The 17,476-nt window shown below is 41.6% G+C and carries 13 protein-coding genes; 4 read left to right on the forward strand and 9 right to left on the reverse strand.

All coding sequences use genetic code 11. From position 1 onward, the window contains the following. Window position 1: 1 nt before the first annotated feature. From A9260_RS02855 to A9260_RS02895, 9 genes are all read right to left on the reverse strand, one after another. Window positions 2–1,729 carry a GspE/PulE family protein gene (locus A9260_RS02855; protein ID WP_068695986.1) on the reverse strand — a complete coding sequence of 576 codons (1,728 nt, stop codon included), beginning with the start codon at window positions 1,727–1,729 and terminating at the stop codon, window positions 2–4. After that, a complete protein-coding gene (locus tag A9260_RS02860) occupies window positions 1,719–3,074 on the reverse strand; it encodes a hypothetical protein (protein ID WP_068695988.1) in 1,356 nt (451 codons plus the stop codon). The genes A9260_RS02855 and A9260_RS02860 overlap by 11 nt, the downstream gene beginning before the upstream one ends. Then, a complete protein-coding gene (locus A9260_RS02865) occupies window positions 3,071–3,916 on the reverse strand; it encodes an ExeA family protein (RefSeq protein WP_068695990.1) in 846 nt (281 codons plus the stop codon). The genes A9260_RS02860 and A9260_RS02865 overlap by 4 nt, the downstream gene beginning before the upstream one ends. Beyond that, a complete protein-coding gene (gene mshL / locus A9260_RS02870) occupies window positions 3,916–5,535 on the reverse strand; it encodes a pilus (MSHA type) biogenesis protein MshL (RefSeq protein WP_068696052.1) in 1,620 nt (539 codons plus the stop codon). The genes A9260_RS02865 and mshL overlap by 1 nt, the downstream gene beginning before the upstream one ends. A 13-nt stretch (window positions 5,536–5,548) precedes the next feature. Then, a complete protein-coding gene (locus A9260_RS02875) occupies window positions 5,549–5,872 on the reverse strand; it encodes an MSHA biogenesis protein MshK (protein ID WP_068695992.1) in 324 nt (107 codons plus the stop codon). After that, the gene (gene gspM / locus A9260_RS02880; protein WP_068695994.1) at window positions 5,865–6,506 is read right to left on the reverse strand and encodes a type II secretion system protein GspM; all 642 of its coding nucleotides are present in this window, start codon (window positions 6,504–6,506) and stop codon (window positions 5,865–5,867) included. The genes A9260_RS02875 and gspM overlap by 8 nt, the downstream gene beginning before the upstream one ends. Then, on the reverse strand, window positions 6,506–7,945 hold the full coding sequence (locus tag A9260_RS02885) for a hypothetical protein (protein ID WP_068695996.1): 1,440 nt from the start codon (window positions 7,943–7,945) through the stop codon (window positions 6,506–6,508). Before A9260_RS02885 ends, gspM begins: the two co-directional genes overlap by 1 nt. A gap of 60 nt (window positions 7,946–8,005) precedes the next feature. Then, entirely contained in the window at window positions 8,006–10,012 is a 2,007-nt protein-coding gene (csrD, locus tag A9260_RS02890) for an RNase E specificity factor CsrD (RefSeq protein ID WP_068695998.1), read from the reverse strand. A gap of 181 nt (window positions 10,013–10,193) precedes the next feature. Next, on the reverse strand, window positions 10,194–10,751 hold the full coding sequence (locus tag A9260_RS02895) for a single-stranded DNA-binding protein (RefSeq protein WP_068696000.1): 558 nt from the start codon (window positions 10,749–10,751) through the stop codon (window positions 10,194–10,196). Between the two features lie 287 nt (window positions 10,752–11,038). Between A9260_RS02895 and A9260_RS02900 the strand changes: the two genes are divergently transcribed. From A9260_RS02900 to A9260_RS02915, 4 genes are all read left to right on the forward strand, one after another. Continuing rightward, window positions 11,039–11,674 carry a response regulator transcription factor gene (locus A9260_RS02900; protein WP_068696003.1) on the forward strand — a complete coding sequence of 212 codons (636 nt, stop codon included), beginning with the start codon at window positions 11,039–11,041 and terminating at the stop codon, window positions 11,672–11,674. Window positions 11,675–11,816: 142 nt separating this feature from the next. Next, a complete protein-coding gene (galU, locus tag A9260_RS02905) occupies window positions 11,817–12,695 on the forward strand; it encodes a UTP--glucose-1-phosphate uridylyltransferase GalU (RefSeq protein WP_068696005.1) in 879 nt (292 codons plus the stop codon). 153 nt (window positions 12,696–12,848) lie between these two features. Next, the gene (gene uvrA, locus A9260_RS02910; protein ID WP_068696007.1) at window positions 12,849–15,674 is read left to right on the forward strand and encodes an excinuclease ABC subunit UvrA; all 2,826 of its coding nucleotides are present in this window, start codon (window positions 12,849–12,851) and stop codon (window positions 15,672–15,674) included. Window positions 15,675–15,690: 16 nt separating this feature from the next. Continuing rightward, window positions 15,691–17,475, forward strand: coding sequence for a PglL family O-oligosaccharyltransferase (locus A9260_RS02915; protein WP_068696009.1), 1,785 nt, complete (start codon window positions 15,691–15,693; stop codon window positions 17,473–17,475). The last annotated feature ends 1 nt before the right edge of the window (window position 17,476 follow it).

Here is a 17,476-nt window from a genome sequence, read left to right on the forward strand (position 1 = left end):
CCTACAACATATACGCGTCAGTAAGCTCGGAGTTATCACCCTCACCTAAAGTCATGACTTCTTCTAAGCTAACAACCCCTTGTAGCGCCAATTCCATTGCCGATACCAATAAAGGTTTGTAGCCGTCTGTTTTGCGTGCTTGTTGAGTAAATCCAACCGCATCATTTGAACGTAATGCATCCATTAATGGTTGGTCAAGCTCTAATAGTTCAAATACACCTACACGCCCCTTATAACCCGTCAAATTACAGCTTTGACAGCCGCGACCTTTAGAAAAGTGTGCATTAGTCTGATTAGGGAATCGAGCCTGCAACCAAGTTTGCTGGCCGACACTGGTGGTATGAGGTTCATTACAATCGCTACATACGCGGCGAATCAAACGCTGCGCGAGTACTGCGCGAACAGAACTGGCAATTAAGTAACCTGGCGCGCCCATGTCCATCATACGAAGCGTACTATCAACGGCATCATTGGTGTGCAAAGTACTTAATACTAGGTGACCGGTTAATGCGGCTCGTAAACCAATTTCAACAGTTTCTTGGTCACGCATCTCACCGACTAAAATAATATCAGGATCTTGACGCAAGAAGGTTCTTAATATGGTTGAGAAATCGAGGTTAATCTTACTATTAACCTGCACCTGATTCACACGAGGTAATCGATACTCTACGGGATCTTCTACTGTGATGATTTTTTTACTTGGTGAGTTAAGCTCTGACAACGCGCCATATAAAGTAGTGGTTTTACCTGAACCTGTAGGGCCGGTAACCAAAATCATGCCGTGTGGACGTTTTAGCTGATAACGAACGCGCTTTAGAAGATCTTCTGATAATCCTGTTTCATCAAGCTGTCTAACACCGGCAGTTTGGTTTAGTAAACGCATTACCACCGATTCGCCATACTCAACAGGCATACTCGACATACGAATATCTATCGATTGTCCTTTGACCTTAATATGAAAACGACCATCTTGTGGCAGACGTTTTTCAGATATATCAAGGTTGGCCATCAGTTTAAGGCGAAGTACCAATGCTGAGGCGATATTAACTTCATTTAAAATAGTTTCGTGTAACACACCATCAACACGTTGTCGCAAGCGCAGTACATTTTCATCAGGTTCAATGTGAATATCTGACGCGCCAACTTGCACCGCATCTTCAAACAATGAATTGATCAGCTTTACTACCGTAACTTCATCGCTATCAGAATCACTAGCAGCGGAAATATTAAAGCTATCGGTTGGTTGATGCTCGGCATGTAACTGCTCAGCAAAAGAAGCGATTTCTTTCGTTCGGCGATAATAACGGTCAAACCCCGAAACTAGCTGTCCCTCAGAGGCAATAACAAACTCAATATCGTAGTTTGATAGCAGGCGTAATACTGCTTCCTGCGCGAATAAATCTGCAGGATCACTCATTGCCACGCGAACGGTATGCCCGTTAAGGTCAATCACCAACGCTCTTAATCGACGAGCATGAACCTCGGGAAGTAGCTGTACTGCATCAATATCAACTTCGGCAAGATTAAGATCAATAAGAGGTAAATTAAGCTGCTGAGCCAAAAACTCTAGTAATTGTTTTTCAGAAATAAATCCAAGCTGAATAAGGGTGTTGCCCAGCTTTCGTCCTGTTTGTCTTTGCGTCTCTAGTGCTTGTTGAACTTGTTTTTCAGAAACAATGTTGCTTTCAACCAACAAGTCACCGAGACGTTTTACCAACTTAATTGCCATTATCGTCCCCTTCTAATGATTTAAGAAGACGTAAACGGTCTCGAATAAATGCTTGAGTTTTGGTTGATACACCTACTAAACCAAGGGCTTTAGTATAAGACACTTGCGCCGCTGGATAATCTAAACTGCGCTCTTGCTGAATACCTAAACCCAGCCACCAGCGCGCATTATCAGGTTCGCGTTCAGACAAGGTTTGATAACTCTCTAATGCAACAGGCGTATTTTTTACTTCCTGCGCTAGGCCTGCGCGTAACGCCAAATACTCTTTACTCGCATCATCAGGGATATACATTAACGAGCTCAGCGCCGCTTCTGGTTGCTGCTCTTTAATTAACAGCTTGGCAAGGGCAAATCGAAGAGCTTGGGTTTTCTCATTAATACGAATGCCGTCTTGCAATAACATTGCCGCTTTTCTTGGGTCTTTACGACCGTAATAAAGTGCAGATAATTGCTGTCTAACATTTTCATCATTAGGCACTAACTGTAGCGCTCGAGTGTACTCTGCAAATGCGGTTTTACCATCATTAGAGTCCATCGCTTTTTCAGCTCTCGCAATCGATTTATCCGCTAATTGTCGCGGGGTAAATTCAATATGCTCAACCGTCATGCTCTCTTTAGCCGGTGTATTCACCTGAGCTATAAGCATTGGCTGTTGAGTGGTAGTTGAAGCCGCTGGCGTCACTTTAACTGGCTTATCTACTTTGACCGTTTTTGTTGGTGCTGGCTTTTTCTGTACTGCTTTAGTTGGTGCAGCTTTAGTTTGTACGGCAGCAGGTTTTACCGGAGCTGGTGTTTTCACTGCCGCTGTTTTAGTAGGAGATACGTTACTTTTTACTGGTGCGACTGCTTTGACTGTTTGCGCTTTCGGCGTTGACGCTTTTTGAGTGACAGACTCTTTGCTCTGCACTGACTTCACGGCCACAACAGGCTGAGCACTATGGATCACACCAACTTGCTGTACTTTGCTGTGTGTTGGGGATTGTGCTGATGGTTGCGTTGAAGATTGAACTGGAGAATCCGCGATGGAAGAGCTCACTGGCAAATCCGTAGATGCACTAGGTTGCGCCGCAACAATAGTTTCAGTATCAGATGACGGATTAACAGCCTGCGATTGATCACTGGTTTTCACGGTTGAAATCACATCTGATGATGTTGAATATCCAGTCTCTTTTCCTTGCTGAGAAACCGCCCAGCCACCAAGAGCCATGCTGATGGTAAAGCCGCCAATCAACCATACAATCGGTTTTGAGCGCTTTATCTTAGGCACTTCGGCCTTAGTAATATTTTGCCCTTGCGATTGCTCTTTATCAGCCAATTTTGATAGGGCGCTGTTCACTACACTCATACTTGTTGCCATCCCCATAAACATGGTGTTCTATATTTCGGCTTTTGCATTACATAGGTGTCTTTCATCGCATCAAACAGATGTCGGTTGGCGACGGTTTGTTTATCTGATGTAAAAGCCAGTAGCAGTGCCTTATGGCACAGCTGATTAACAATTCTTGGAATACCTGAAGCGGAACGCCAAATCGCTTTTTTTTGTCGAAGATTAAACAAATTTCGACTTCCACCACATGAAGTAATTCGGTGATCGATATAAGCGGCCGTTTCTTCAAAGGTTAAAGGTCTTAATTGAGCACTAAAAGTGATTCGCTGGCGAAACTGTCGCAGGTGATGCTGTGCTAGTCGCTCTTCTAATTCAGGTTGGCCAATCAAGACAATCTGTAGCAACTTACTATTCACCGTTTCTAAATTGCCAAACAAACGAATAGTTTCTAATGCTTCATCGCTTAACGCTTGCGCTTCATCAATTAGGGCAACAACCGGTCGCCCCTCTTCTCTTAATTGAAGAAGCTTTTGTTGAATGTTATCAACAATGGCACGCTGATCTTGCGTATCAACGCCTAACTCTTTGGCAATCGCAAAACGTATACCGTCGCCATCAAGCACAGGGTTAGGTAGATAAACTAAGGCATAATCATGCTCTAGTTGTTCAATCAACATACGACAGACCATGGTTTTCCCGGTCCCAACTTCACCCGTCAGCTTAATCACGCCCTCTCCCATGCTGATTGCGGAGATGACGGTATTAATTGCTTCATAATGCGGAGCTAATCCATGAAAAAGCTCCGTATTCGGCGTTAAGCCAAATGGCGGTTGATTAAAACCGAATCGAGAAAAATACATTACTGCCCTTCAGGGAACCATTCGTTCAATAGGTTACGTGAACGCTCAATCTCTTGTTGCCAAGTATTCACGCCTACAACGGTAGGTTTAAGTAAAATAACCAGCTCTGTTTTCTCTGTTGAATTCACCGTATTACGGAATAAATGTCCGATAGCAGGAATGTCACCAAGGAACGGAACTTTTGATACGATTTCTTTATTGGCGGTTTTCATCAATCCACCAATGACCACTACATCACCATCTGAAGCGCGAATAATGGTGTCTGATTCACGAATAGAACTCTTTGCTAATGGCAATTGAATGACGCCAGCCGTATCACCTAGGTCAATCGATTTAACCTCGGTGGTCACATCGATAACCGCAGGGTGTACGTGTAAAAGGACATTACCATCATCATCAATCTGAGGCGTCACATCTAAAGAGATACCAGAGAAGAATGGTGTTAATTCAACATCAGGGGCAACGTTGGCATTATCACCACTGCCAACCACACTGCTGACATCAGTAACGAAATACTCGTCTTCACCCACTTTAATTAAGGCTTTTTGGTTATTAGCTGCGGTAACTCTTGGGCTAGAAAGAACATTTAAGTCGCCCTGCGTTGCCATAAAGTTAAGTACCGCCTGAAAGTTACCATCAGAAACCGTCACCGCAGTCGAGCCACCTAATAGATCCGCAATAGGATCAAGCCCTGCAAGGCTAGAAGCGGCTCGATTAACCACAACATCAGCACCACCAATAGACGCACTCATGTTGCTCCATTCGATGCCTTGCTGATAGCCATCATTTAGTGTGACTTCAAGGATCTTAGTTTCAAGAATTACCTGACGCTGTAAGCGTTGCTTAGACACATCAAGGAACTGGCGAATCTCACGAATTTCATTTGGGTATGCACGAATTGTGATGACACTCGCCTGCGGAGAAACCACCACACTGCGACCGCCACTGGCACCGATAAGTGTCGATACTGATTTTTCTAGCTGCGCCCAAAAATCACTTTCACTGATAGTTTCGATATCAGTTCCACCAGTTTTTTCTGTGGACGTACTGCTTGATGAAGAACTTGATGAACTAGAATCACTGCTGCTAGAACCATCATCTTTTGATGATACTGAACCGTTAGTAATTGAGGTCAGTGAACGCCCCATTCTTTTCAGTTGTAGGTAATCAACGGGAATGGTTTCAGTGCGAAGCCCTGCTGGGTAAACTTGAATCACTTTACCATTTTTCACGACATCATAACCGTAGATATCTCGCACGACATTAATCACTTCATCCATAGTGACGTCGGTTAAGTTAACGGTTATACGACCCGCAACATCAGGGTGAACAGCAACGCTATATTCAGTACCTTTTACTAAGCTTGCAAAAAACGCCTTAGCTTGAACAGCATTTGCCTGCACTCGAAAACGCTTAATTGTCGGTTGCTCAGAAGGTGACAAAGCATCCAACTCTGGCATAAGATCTGCTTGAACAGAATCGGGTAATTCATCCAAGCTTTTACTATTTGCTTGGTTAGCCGCTTCATTTAAAGCTTGTTTTGCTTCGACAGGATCTCTATGCCCCATAGAACATCCAGATAAAACAACGATAACCATCCCTAGAAATATAATACGCATGAGTACTAAAGCCTTATTGTCTAACATCTGAATTGAAAAGTTCTAGGTTCCAGGTTTTTCCTGCACGAACCAAAGTGACTCGTTCGAAGGTTATTGATTTTATTTTATAACCTGCGACAGACTGCCCACTCGATAAAATTTTATCGTTGAGCATTGCAAAGCAGTGAGTTCCGTCATCACAAACAATGCTTTGTAAAGTGGGTAGCGAATATCTTTTTACCTTCGCTACTGCACTCGATTTTTTGTTATACCAACCTAATGGCGCTGTTGGATCTTGCTGCGCATAAGCGGCTTGTCCAATTAGCAAAGTCAGTACGATAATGAGTATTCTAACCACTGATAAACTCCTGTCTCGTACCTAAGGTATACATCTCTAAAACAAGCTCTGCTTTCGGGTATTTTTGTACTTTATAATCAAAGCTGCGCCAAAAATACTTAACGGGCATACCCTCAAGAGTTGCTAGGTAATCTTTAATATCAAAGTATCTTCCTGAAATCGTAATTCTGACAGGGTGCAGGAAATAACCTGCGCTATCACTTTTATCACTAATTGACTCAGCAGGAAGAGATTGCAGTGATTCTAATTTGAGTTTACTGCTACTGCTTAATACTGTTTCAAGCAATTGTGCCATCTGACTAGGTGCAATAAGACTATCCACCACTTCGGATAACTCTTCCGATAGCTCTTGATTTTGCAGTGTGAGTTTGGTTAATTTCTTGTCTATCTCGGCGTCTGGGTCTCTTTTTAATTTAGCCACCAGTACATTAATATCCGCCTGAGTCATCTGCACAGTGCGTTGTTCTTGGTCTAAATTCTTTTGTGCGCTATTTTTATCTGCCGTTGCCGGATCTAATAGAAAAGTCAGACAAAGCAGAATGATCGCAACCCAACCACCAAGAGAAACTAACCACTTTTCTCTTTCACTTAATTCAGAAAAGCGCTCACAGAGCGAAAGCCATTGTTCTTTCATTATTTCACCCCAGCCTTAGCTTTCAGATCAAATGTCACAACATTGTCTTTATCTCGACCTATGCGCAAAGATTCAAACGTTCTGCTCACCAGCGGCAACTCTTTCTTAAACTGAGTTACCCAACTTGGTATTGCGGCAGGATTACTCGCGATACCCGTCAGATCTAAACGAGTACTGGTAATTACAATATGCTGTAGTGATATGTCATTTCTGGCTTGGGAAGATAACGCACTCATAATTCCTGAGTAGCCCACTTTTTGAGAGTCATCAAACTTTGCAACCGCAGTTAATGAGCTTCTTTTCGCCTCAATATCTTGTTCGATTCTTTTAGCCGCATTCACTTTAGCTTGGGTTGGCGTATGTTCGGCAAGACGCTGCTGTAAGCTAGATTTGTTTTTTTCTAGCAGTCTTGCTTGACTCTGAATACCAGTTAATTGTTCTTGAATACGCGCTGTTTGTTGTGTGTTTAAGTAGGCTAACCCTGCAATAACTACAGTTGTAACTACCCAAACTCCAACCACTTTATTGAGAGTCAGTAATTCTCGTTGAGGTCGTAAATGCTCAGGATAAAGGTTAATACTAAATGACGATAATTCCGCAACAATTCGACATAGCTCAATACCACACGGTAAATGAGGTGATGATAGAGCGCTGATTTTGGGATTAACTGTATCTTGTAATTGAGCAATTAATGCTTCGATATTATCTTCATCACAGCAGACAAATAACTGCGTGAAAGAAGATTGCGGCATAGCCGCAGCCAGATAATCGGCACTACGCTGAATATCTAACGCAAGAGAGTCGTACATTGATGGCGAGCCGTTTTCTCCGGTAATAGGAGCGGCAATACCACGCAGGCTACGATTAAATACCGGCATACCATCGACATAGGCAGCCAACTTATAACCGTCATTGACACTGCGTCTTAATAAAAGAAAACTGCTTTGCTGAGTTGCTGAATGTCCCCAAATTTCATCTTCTGTAATGACTCTAGTAACATTAATATTGTTAGATTGACTGACATCTAACACAACTTGCAAAGTACGTTTGGTAATAATGTAAGCCTGTATTTTCTGCCCGTCAGGCATCAAACTGGCATCAGCAACAATATCGGTGAACTTTTCGCTAATTAGATCTTTAAGTAAAAATGGTAGTGCTACTGACCATTCTTCTTTTGGAAGTTGAGGCTTGTCTAACTGATAGCTTTGGTAGTGTTGAGATCCCAACACAATGCACGCACGGCCCTTAGAGGACTTACTCGATAATGACTCTTTTAGTGCTTCTTCCCAATTACCATGGGCAATAGGATAAAGTTCCGGCGCTTCTTGAGGGCGGGATAAATCCGACAGATATATTGCATCTGCCTGAATAACAATGACTAATTGAAAATCATCATCCTTTGATGACTTTAATTTTTTAAATTTCGACAACCATGTCATTACACATACCATTTAGCATTAATTGAGCTGCATTAATTGAACCAACCAAGTTAGAGAACATTAGTGGCTCTTGTTTTTCCATCTATTCCTTCTACCCGGAATAGTCGATTTCGCTTTCAATTTTTGAGTCAGTGACGAGGCAATAAAATCACTTTCTTCGGTAAAGAAACGACCTTGACCGCCATCAATACCCAAATCGACAAGCTGTTTCCACTCACGCTTTGTTTCTACACCAACAGCAATAACTTTTGTTTTGCTATTAGCACAAGCTCCGATAAGACTTCTGATATACAGTTGATTTTCTGAACGATTTTCAATATTACGAACTAAACTGCGATGTAATTTAAGATAGTCTATTGTGGAATCTTTAATATAGTGTGAGCTAATGATTGTTCGCCCTGCTTGGTTCACAATCACTTTACAGCCTAAGCCAGATAACATTCTTAACACCCGACGTATTGCGTCAAGGTAAGTCACCATCGGACCTTCCATAAATTCAAAGGATAATCTTTGTCTCTGCTCTGGAGTAAGTTGCAATAACTCATCTCTAAACCAATCAAAGTGAGAGCGATATTTGAAAGGCTGAGCGTATAAGTTGACAGAATAACATGAACCTTGACTATCTTTCTTTAAAAACTTAATAACATTTAATAGGACATTTCTATCTAGTTGTCTTTCATAACCTACTTGTCTTATTGCAGGGCTAAATTTGGATGCTTTAAGGATCTCACCCTTCTCATCCAGTATTCGAGTAAAGATCTCATAATGGATTAATGTCTCTTCACCTGAATCATTTAACAAATAGCAAGGCTGCTTAATTAAAATTAGCTTATCTGCATCTAACTGTTTATCAAATAGGGTGCGCCAGCGAACACTTCCTCGCTCTGAAGAAGGTGCACTATGCTTATTAAAGCGACTCCAATTGTTCGAACCTTCTAGTTGAGCACTTTTAAGCGCAGTCTCAACTTCATTAAGAATGTCGCTCTTACGTTCGCCTTGCTTATAGACTGTCATTCCCGCGTGTAGCCAATTATCAGGATCAAGCCCTTCAAGTGGCTCTAGCTTACCGACTTGCTTAAGGATCTGTGAGGCCAGATTAGATATTTCAACTTGAGACTGATTAGGAATGAGCACGGTAAATGTCGAATCAAAATAACGAGCAAACACCACATCTGGAAAACGATTAATACAGTTACTTAATGCATCGCCAAGCGCCACAATAAAGCGATCTTTTTGCTCTTTACTTAAAGTATCTCTTATATCAATCCAATCATTTACTTGAATCATAATAATGCCACCAGCGGCAGCACTTTCAGTCAAAGTAGACTCAAGCTTGTTATCAAATGATAAGCGGTTAGCCGCTCCGGTTAATTTATCAAGAAAAGTCTGAGAGCGAATAAACGTGTCAAATCGGCTTCTCTCTTGCCTCGCATCTTGCAGTTCTGCAATTAATTTATCCAATGCTTCACTGGCGGTATAAGGCCACTCTAAATGATCACCAACTGCGTACTGCTCTACCCGACCGGCTAAGATCATTCGTGCTCGCTCTTCCAGCAGCTCAGATCCTTGCAATTGTTTTTTTAACCAGCGCACACCTTGCATTAAACAAATAACAATTAAGCCAAATGCCAAAGTAATTGATGAAAGCGCCCCTATTGAATAACTGTATCCGATGTAAGGCGGTAAAAGCTTAACATCGACTCGATAAGAGGGATTTAGGGTAAGAGGTGTCGAAATGGTAATTAAACGTGTTTTATCAAAACGAGCTTCGGTATCAAAATACTGAAATACCACAGCATGGGGCGTAGCGACTTCAAGCTCAATAATATTACTGGCTTTGATTAGCTTTGGTATCCAACGACGCAGTTCACTGCCATCAACATGCTCCAACAATTGCTGGTCGATAACTTTACTAATACTTTGAACAGAGTGCTTGGTGTATTCCTGACCTAATTGTTTCAGCGATAATGCGCCTCCTACAAAAAGGATAAACACAGCCCCGATAACAATCATGGTCACAAACGCAACCAAACGGGTACTAAGCTTTAATGAGGGGGTTGCTCTCATGAATATTCAGTCCTTGAATTTCATTCATAATCTATAGGATATACAGGTTAGACGTGAATAAAACTATTATGCTAGAAAAATAAGCTCTAGTTACCAAAAATGGCCCCTTTTCGGGACCATTTTGTGTGTTCTTTACTGATTATTATCAATAAATCGTGCTCTAAGCTAAAAGAGCCACTTTTTAGAACGGGATGTCATCATCAAAATCCATTGGAGGCTCATTGTATTGCTGAGGAGCCTGTTGAGGTTTTTGTTGTTGAGCTGGTTGTGATTGCTGAGCTTGAGGTTGTTGAGGTTGACCCCAGTTACCTTGCTGCTGATTATTCGCTTGTGGTGCGTTGTTATTGTACTGACCTTGAGATTGACCAGCACCTTGACCGCCACCTTGACGAGAACCTAGTAGCTGCATTTGACCTGTTGGCCATTGCACAGCAACTTCTGTTGTATAGCGGTCTTGACCAGACTGATCTTGCCATTTACGTGTTTGTAATTGGCCTTCTACATAAACTTGTGAACCTTTTTTAAGATATTCACCAGCGATCTCAGCTGTTTTACCAAATAGAACAACACGGTGCCATTCTGTTTTTTCACGCTGCTCGCCCGTTGCTTTATCACGCCAAGTTTCAGACGTTGCAATGGTAATGTTTGCAATTGCATTGCCATTTGCGGCGAAACGAACCTCAGGATCTTGTCCTAAGTTACCCATAATTATTACTTTGTTGACGCCACGGCTAGCCATGTATCGCTCCATTTATTTTTTAGTTGTCACTATTACGCCAAGCATAGCACGCCTAACGGACTACTTAAATCACTAGAAAGTGTATTCGAGAAGATGCACTACTGCATAACTTATTGGAAAAACCAGAAACACTTCTTTGCATTTTTTTCGAGATATTTCGCAATTTTATGCAATGAACGGCATATAATGGCCGTTCTTATTGAATACAATCGCAAAAAGTTAGTGTCAAGTTTCTCAATTGGCAAGGATATACAAGAGACTGACCGTAGGTAACAGGGAGATGAAGTATGTATTTTAATGGAATTAATTCTCAGATTTTTTTGCATGAGAACTGTGGGTTTAGTGATGAGTTTGTACAGAAACTACAAGATGAGTCTGAGGTACCGTTGTATCCTCTCACTCAGTGGCATCAATGTTATAAGTCCAATATGAAGCCAATTATCTTAGTAGATTATAATGACCCTACTTTCGATCCCATTGATTTTGAAAACCCTAGTTTACCAGGGCAAAATATTAATATGGTTATCACACAAGCACCTTTACACCTCAAAACAACCGATCTACTTAAATATGGTCGTATAAGAGGTATTTTCTACAAACAACAGTCTTTTGAAGATAGTGTTAATGCAATTCAAGCCTTGAGTAAAGGCCACTCATGGTTAAGTAGTAGCGTAAATGAACAACTGCTGTCTTATTATCAATCGGTACTGATACGCTACGCGCCGCCGCATACCATTAATCTCACTCGGCGAGAAATGGAAGTTTTAGAAGCGTTGAGAATTGGTAAATCAAATTATGGTTTAGCTGAGCAATTATTTATCAGCGAGCACACTATTAAATCTCATCTATATAAGATTTTCCGTAAAATCAAAGTCAAAAATAGAGAAGAAGCTGTGCTGTGGGCTCATCACTTTTTGCCCTAATTTTCACGATGGTTTTACCGTGATTTTTGTTTAAAAGTAATAAAACGGTAAATTTAACCTAACTGTATTTTATATCGGCGAATTCTAATGATAGAGTTATGCACAACAATTTTATAATAATGATTCAGTTAGGTTACTCCTTATGATTAAAAAATGTCTTTTCCCGGCTGCGGGCTACGGAACACGATTTCTTCCTGCAACTAAATCAATGCCAAAAGAAATGATGCCAGTGGTGAACAAACCACTTATCGAATATGGTGTTGAAGAGGCAATTCAAGCTGGTATGAATGCAATGTGTATCGTTACCGGTCGAGGCAAGCACTCTATCATGGATCATTTTGATAAAAACTATGAGCTAGAGCATCAAATTCAAGGCACTAATAAAGAAGAGCTACTAGTTGATATTCGTAATGTCATTGAGTCAGCTAACTTTACTTATATTCGTCAGCGTGAAATGAAAGGCTTAGGTCATGCAATTTTGACTGGTCGTGAGCTTATTGGTGATGAACCTTTTGCTGTGGTACTTGCTGATGACTTATGTGTTAACGAACAGCAAGGTGTTCTGGCGCAAATGGCCGCGCTGTATAAGCAGTTCCGCTGTTCTATTGTTGCAGTTCAAGAAGTGCCAGAAGATGAAACGCACAAATACGGCGTAATCAAAGGCGAAATGATCAAAGATGATATTATTCGTGTTGATGACATGGTAGAAAAACCAGAGCAAGGTACAGCGCCAAGCAACCTAGCGATTATCGGTCGTTACATTCTGACTCCTGATATCTTTGACCTTATTGAAGAAACAGAACCAGGTAAAGGTGGCGAGATTCAAATTACTGATGCACTGCTTAAACAAGCAAAAGCAGGCTGTGTACTTGCATACAAATTTAAAGGTACTCGTTTTGACTGTGGTAGCGTTGAAGGCTACATCGAAGCAACAAACTACTGCTTTGAAAATATCTACCTAAAAGATAAAACAGCCACAGAGCTTGGCAAGCACACGACTCTTAAAGAGCCTACCGCTTAATCGCTATCATTTAATCGCTATCGTTTATTAAATCCTAAAAACAGTGACCTAGTGTCACTGTTTTTTTATCCAGTATTTATTTGCAGTCGTTTAAAGCTATGTAATACTTGGCAGATGATTATCGTTATAAATATTGTTATTAAGCAGGATTAGATGGACACTATCGACGTTCGTGGTGCTAGAACCCACAACCTAAAAAACATCAATCTCACCATTCCAAGAGATAAACTGACGGTTATTACTGGCCTTTCTGGTTCAGGGAAATCATCTTTAGCTTTCGATACGTTATATGCCGAAGGGCAGCGTCGATATGTTGAGTCTTTATCTGCTTATGCTCGTCAATTTTTATCCTTGATGGAAAAGCCCGATGTTGACCACATAGAAGGTCTATCACCCGCTATCTCAATAGAGCAGAAATCAACCTCTCATAACCCGCGCTCAACTGTGGGAACGATTACTGAAGTCTATGATTATCTTCGTCTTCTATATGCTCGCGTAGGTGAACCTCGCTGTCCTGAACATAAGGTTCCCCTATCGGCACAAACTATCAGCCAAATGGTCGATAAGGTTTTAGAGCTACCGGAAGGCTCTAAAATGATGTTGTTGGCACCGATTGTGAAAGAGCGTAAAGGTGAGCACGTCAAAACTTTTGAAAACCTTGCCGCGCAAGGTTTTATTCGTGCTCGTGTGGATGGGGATATTTGCGATCTTTCCGATCCACCGACATTAGAGCTTCATAAAAAACATACGATTGAAGTCATCGTTGATCGATTCAAAGTTCGTAGTGATCTTCAGCAGCGTCTTGCCGAATCTTTTGAAACAACACTTGAGCTATCTGGTGGGATCGCAGTCATCACATCAATGGACAAAAGCGATGATGAAGAGATTATTTTCTCTGCTAATTTCGCCTGTCCACATTGTGGCTATAGCATGCAAGAGTTAGAGCCGAGATTGTTCTCATTTAACAACCCAGCTGGCGCATGTCATACCTGTGACGGTCTTGGTGTTCAGCAGTATTTTGATGAAAGCCGAGTGGTTGTGGATGAAAACCTCAGCATTGCAGAAGGTGCAATCAAAGGCTGGGATCAAAAAAACTATTACTACTTCCAAATGCTTGGAGCGCTAGCCGATCATTATAAATTTGATTTATATGCCCCTTTCAAATCTTTATCGAAAAAGATCAAAGCCGTTATCCTTAATGGCTCAGGACAAACTGAAATTGAATTTAAATACATCAATGATCGTGGCGATATTCGTGTCAAAACTCATTCATTTGAAGGCATTCTCAATACACTAGAACGTCGCTATCACGATACAGAATCCAACTCAGTTAGAGAGGATCTTTCTAAATACATATCCACTTGCTCTTGTACTAGCTGTGATGGCACCCGCTTGAGACAAGAAGCTCGAAACGTTTTTGTACAAGATACGCCTTTACCTAGCATCGTTGAAATGAGCATTAATGAGGCGTTGAATTTCTTCGAAACAATGCAACTTGAAGGACAAAAAGCACAAATAGCCGAAAAGATCATGAAAGAGATTAATGATCGTTTACGATTTTTAGTTAATGTGGGCCTTAATTACCTCAACTTATCTCGCAGTGCCGACACTCTTTCTGGTGGGGAAGCACAGCGTATTCGTTTAGCAAGCCAGATAGGTGCAGGTCTTGTGGGTGTTATGTATGTACTTGATGAGCCTTCTATTGGTCTTCATCAACGAGATAATGAACGCTTGCTTGGCACCCTAACCCACTTGCGAGATCTAGGTAATACGGTACTGGTTGTTGAACATGATGAAGATGCTATCCGCACTGCTGACCATATTATTGATATCGGCCCTGGCGCGGGTGTACACGGTGGTTATGTCGTTGCGGAAGGGACTTATGAAGAGATCATCAATAATCCAAAATCTCTGACGGGGCAATACCTTAACGGCACTAAAGAAATTGCAATTCCCAAGAAACGTACACCAGTTGATAAAGAAAAGCTGCTCGTTCTAAAAGGTGCAACAGGTAACAACCTTAATAGTGTCAATCTCACCATCCCTTGCGGTCTATTTACTTGCGTAACAGGGGTTTCTGGTTCGGGTAAATCGACCTTAATTAATGATACTTTCTTTAAGATCGCACACCGAGAATTAAACGGCGCAACCACCAGCAACCCAAGTCCTTATAAGACTATTGATGGCATACAACACTTCGACAAAGTGATTGATATTGACCAAAGCCCTATAGGTCGTACGCCTCGTTCAAACCCTGCCACGTACACTGGTATATTTACCCCTATTCGTGAGCTATTTGCCGGGACTCAAGAGTCACGTTCTCGCGGATATAAACCCGGTCGATTCAGCTTTAATGTGCGCGGTGGACGCTGTGAAGCCTGCCAAGGTGATGGCGTGATTAAGGTAGAAATGCACTTTTTACCTGATGTCTATGTGCCTTGTGACTCTTGTAAGGGAAAACGCTACAACCGCGAAACGTTAGAGGTTAAATACAAAGGTAAGTCCATAGACGAAGTGCTAGGGATGACGGTTGAAGATGCTTATACCTTCTTTGAACCTGTACCGGTAATTGCGAGAAAACTCAAAACACTAATTGATGTTGGCCTTTCTTATATTCGACTAGGGCAAGCGGCAACCACCCTTTCTGGTGGTGAAGCTCAGCGAGTTAAATTAGCCAGAGAACTGTCTAAACGTGATACAGGTAAAACACTGTATATTTTAGATGAGCCTACCACTGGGCTACATTTTCATGATATACAACAGCTACTTACTGTTTTACATCGACTTCGTGATCATGGAAATACCGTGGTGGTAATTGAACACAATCTGGATGTCATCAAAACTGCAGATTGGATAGTCGATCTTGGGCCTGAAGGCGGACAAGGCGGCGGCGATATCATTGCCACTGGTACCCCAGAGCAGGTAGCAAAAGTGAAAGGCTCACATACTGCTCACTTCTTAAAAGCAATGCTTAAATAAACAAAGGAAATCACTCATGGCAACCCTGTTAACCACAGGTACATCACTTGAAACTAAAACGGCTAAAGTTCCTTTTAATCGACGTTTTCTGTTATCGATAGGAATTATGTTCCTTGTTGCCATGCATTTTTTCTTTCCCAACCCTGGAGGCTCAGGCTTAGCCCTGTCTTTTAATCCTCCTGTGTGGATTTTCTTGAGTATTGTTTTGGGCATCGCCACCTATCAAACTGCGACTAACCAAGTTATTAAATACTCAAAAATGACGGTCGTTCTTGGTATCAGTTGTTTATTAATGACTTTACCCATCCTATTGCCCAATGCGAATGTTGAAATCGCCCTACCGAGAATAACGGGATTGTGGGCAGGATTTTTTTTATTTTTATCTTTTCAACAATTCAGATTCAGCAACGAAGAAAAACAACGACTGCTGTGGTTTATCTTAATCGCGGTTGCCATCGAAGCTATTTGGGGCTGGGTACAATACACCCTATTAACCCCAGGTAATCCATTTGGTTATAACACCGTAAGAAATCGTCCTTATGGGATATTTCAACAGCCCAATGTGATGGCGAGCTTTTTGGCCACAGGATTAGTGTTATCAGGATATTTACTTGCAAGACAACCGCACGACAAATACCTAAGTTGGCGTCAAAAGATTCTATTTTTGTACGCAATACCACTACTGACAGTGCCTCTGTTGGTTGTTCTCGCCTCTAGGACAGGATGGCTTGGAGCACTGTTAGCAACCGCAATGATCTTGCCTTACCTATATCGATTTGCCCTCAAATCACGCGCAATAATCTGGTGCTCACTACTTATAGCGGGAATAGTGATTGGCTTAGGTATGGGGCAAACAGGAAGCAGTGAATCATTACTGAGTCAAAAAGCTGATTTGGAAAGTGCTCGGGCTTATACCTTCCCACAAGGTATTGATATGATCATCGAACGACCTTTATCTGGTTATGGGTATGGTCAGTTTGAATCTGCGTATATGGTTTATACCGCAAGACAACATCAGTTAAATCCTGATTATCCTGCCGGATTGCCTTCGATGGATCACCCTCACAATGAGCTATTAATGTGGGGAATTGAAGGAGGGATTGTTCCCATTATTGCCATATTTCTTGCGATGGGATTTGTATTATATCGCTTATATATGGTGAGGTCGGGAACGCGAATTGGCATCTTAGCTCTGTTTATTCCTATCGTCCTACATACACAATTGGAATACCCTTTCTATCACTCAGCCATACACTGGGTAACCTTTATTATTTTACTATATTGGGTCGATCAACGTACTGCTCGCTATCGCCAATTTAGTTTTGGACGTTTGAGTAAGCTTTGCTTACGCAGTAGCAGTCTTTTATTACCCATATTAACTTGCGCCTACATGTTGACTGCCTTGCACACCAACTATGTATTAACCAAGTTTGAGCAATCAAAACCTAAGAACCCGGATATTTTAGAGCAAGTCACTAATCCAATAGCTTGGAAAGATCGTTATGAATGGGACATTCATAGCACCTTACTCAACATTGGAATTGCCACCAAACAAAAACAGCATATTCAAGCTTATGTGGATTGGTCTTTACCCTTTATTAAAGAGAAACCACGACCTGCTTTGTATAAAAATCTGATTATTGCTTATCAAGCATTGGATCAAGATCAACTAGCCAATGCCATTCGTGGCGAGGCTAAGTTTTTATTTCCGCGAGTTGATTTTGATTCAGTCTCACTAATCAAAGTTAAAGCCAGTCATGCGGTAAGTACTACTCAAAATAGTGCCACCAGCAAAGACTGAC

This window comes from Vibrio sp. UCD-FRSSP16_30 (assembly GCF_001676025.1).
Lineage (GTDB): Bacteria > Pseudomonadota > Gammaproteobacteria > Enterobacterales > Vibrionaceae > Vibrio.

Coding starts and splice junctions, on each gene's coding strand:
- A9260_RS02855 (WP_068695986.1), bottom strand. CDS start 1,729: ATGGCAATTAAGTTGGTAAAACGTCTCGGTGACTTGTTGGTTGAAAGC.
- A9260_RS02860 (WP_068695988.1), bottom strand. CDS start 3,074: ATGAGTGTAGTGAACAGCGCCCTATCAAAATTGGCTGATAAAGAGCAA.
- A9260_RS02865 (WP_068695990.1), bottom strand. CDS start 3,916: ATGTATTTTTCTCGATTCGGTTTTAATCAACCGCCATTTGGCTTAACG.
- mshL (WP_068696052.1), bottom strand. CDS start 5,535: ATGCGTATTATATTTCTAGGGATGGTTATCGTTGTTTTATCTGGATGT.
- gspM (WP_068695994.1), bottom strand. CDS start 6,506: ATGAAAGAACAATGGCTTTCGCTCTGTGAGCGCTTTTCTGAATTAAGT.
- A9260_RS02885 (WP_068695996.1), bottom strand. CDS start 7,945: ATGACATGGTTGTCGAAATTTAAAAAATTAAAGTCATCAAAGGATGAT.
- csrD (WP_068695998.1), bottom strand. CDS start 10,012: ATGAGAGCAACCCCCTCATTAAAGCTTAGTACCCGTTTGGTTGCGTTT.
- A9260_RS02895 (WP_068696000.1), bottom strand. CDS start 10,751: ATGGCTAGCCGTGGCGTCAACAAAGTAATAATTATGGGTAACTTAGGA.
- A9260_RS02900 (WP_068696003.1), top strand. CDS start 11,039: ATGTATTTTAATGGAATTAATTCTCAGATTTTTTTGCATGAGAACTGT.
- galU (WP_068696005.1), top strand. CDS start 11,817: ATGATTAAAAAATGTCTTTTCCCGGCTGCGGGCTACGGAACACGATTT.
- uvrA (WP_068696007.1), top strand. CDS start 12,849: ATGGACACTATCGACGTTCGTGGTGCTAGAACCCACAACCTAAAAAAC.
- A9260_RS02915 (WP_068696009.1), top strand. CDS start 15,691: ATGGCAACCCTGTTAACCACAGGTACATCACTTGAAACTAAAACGGCT.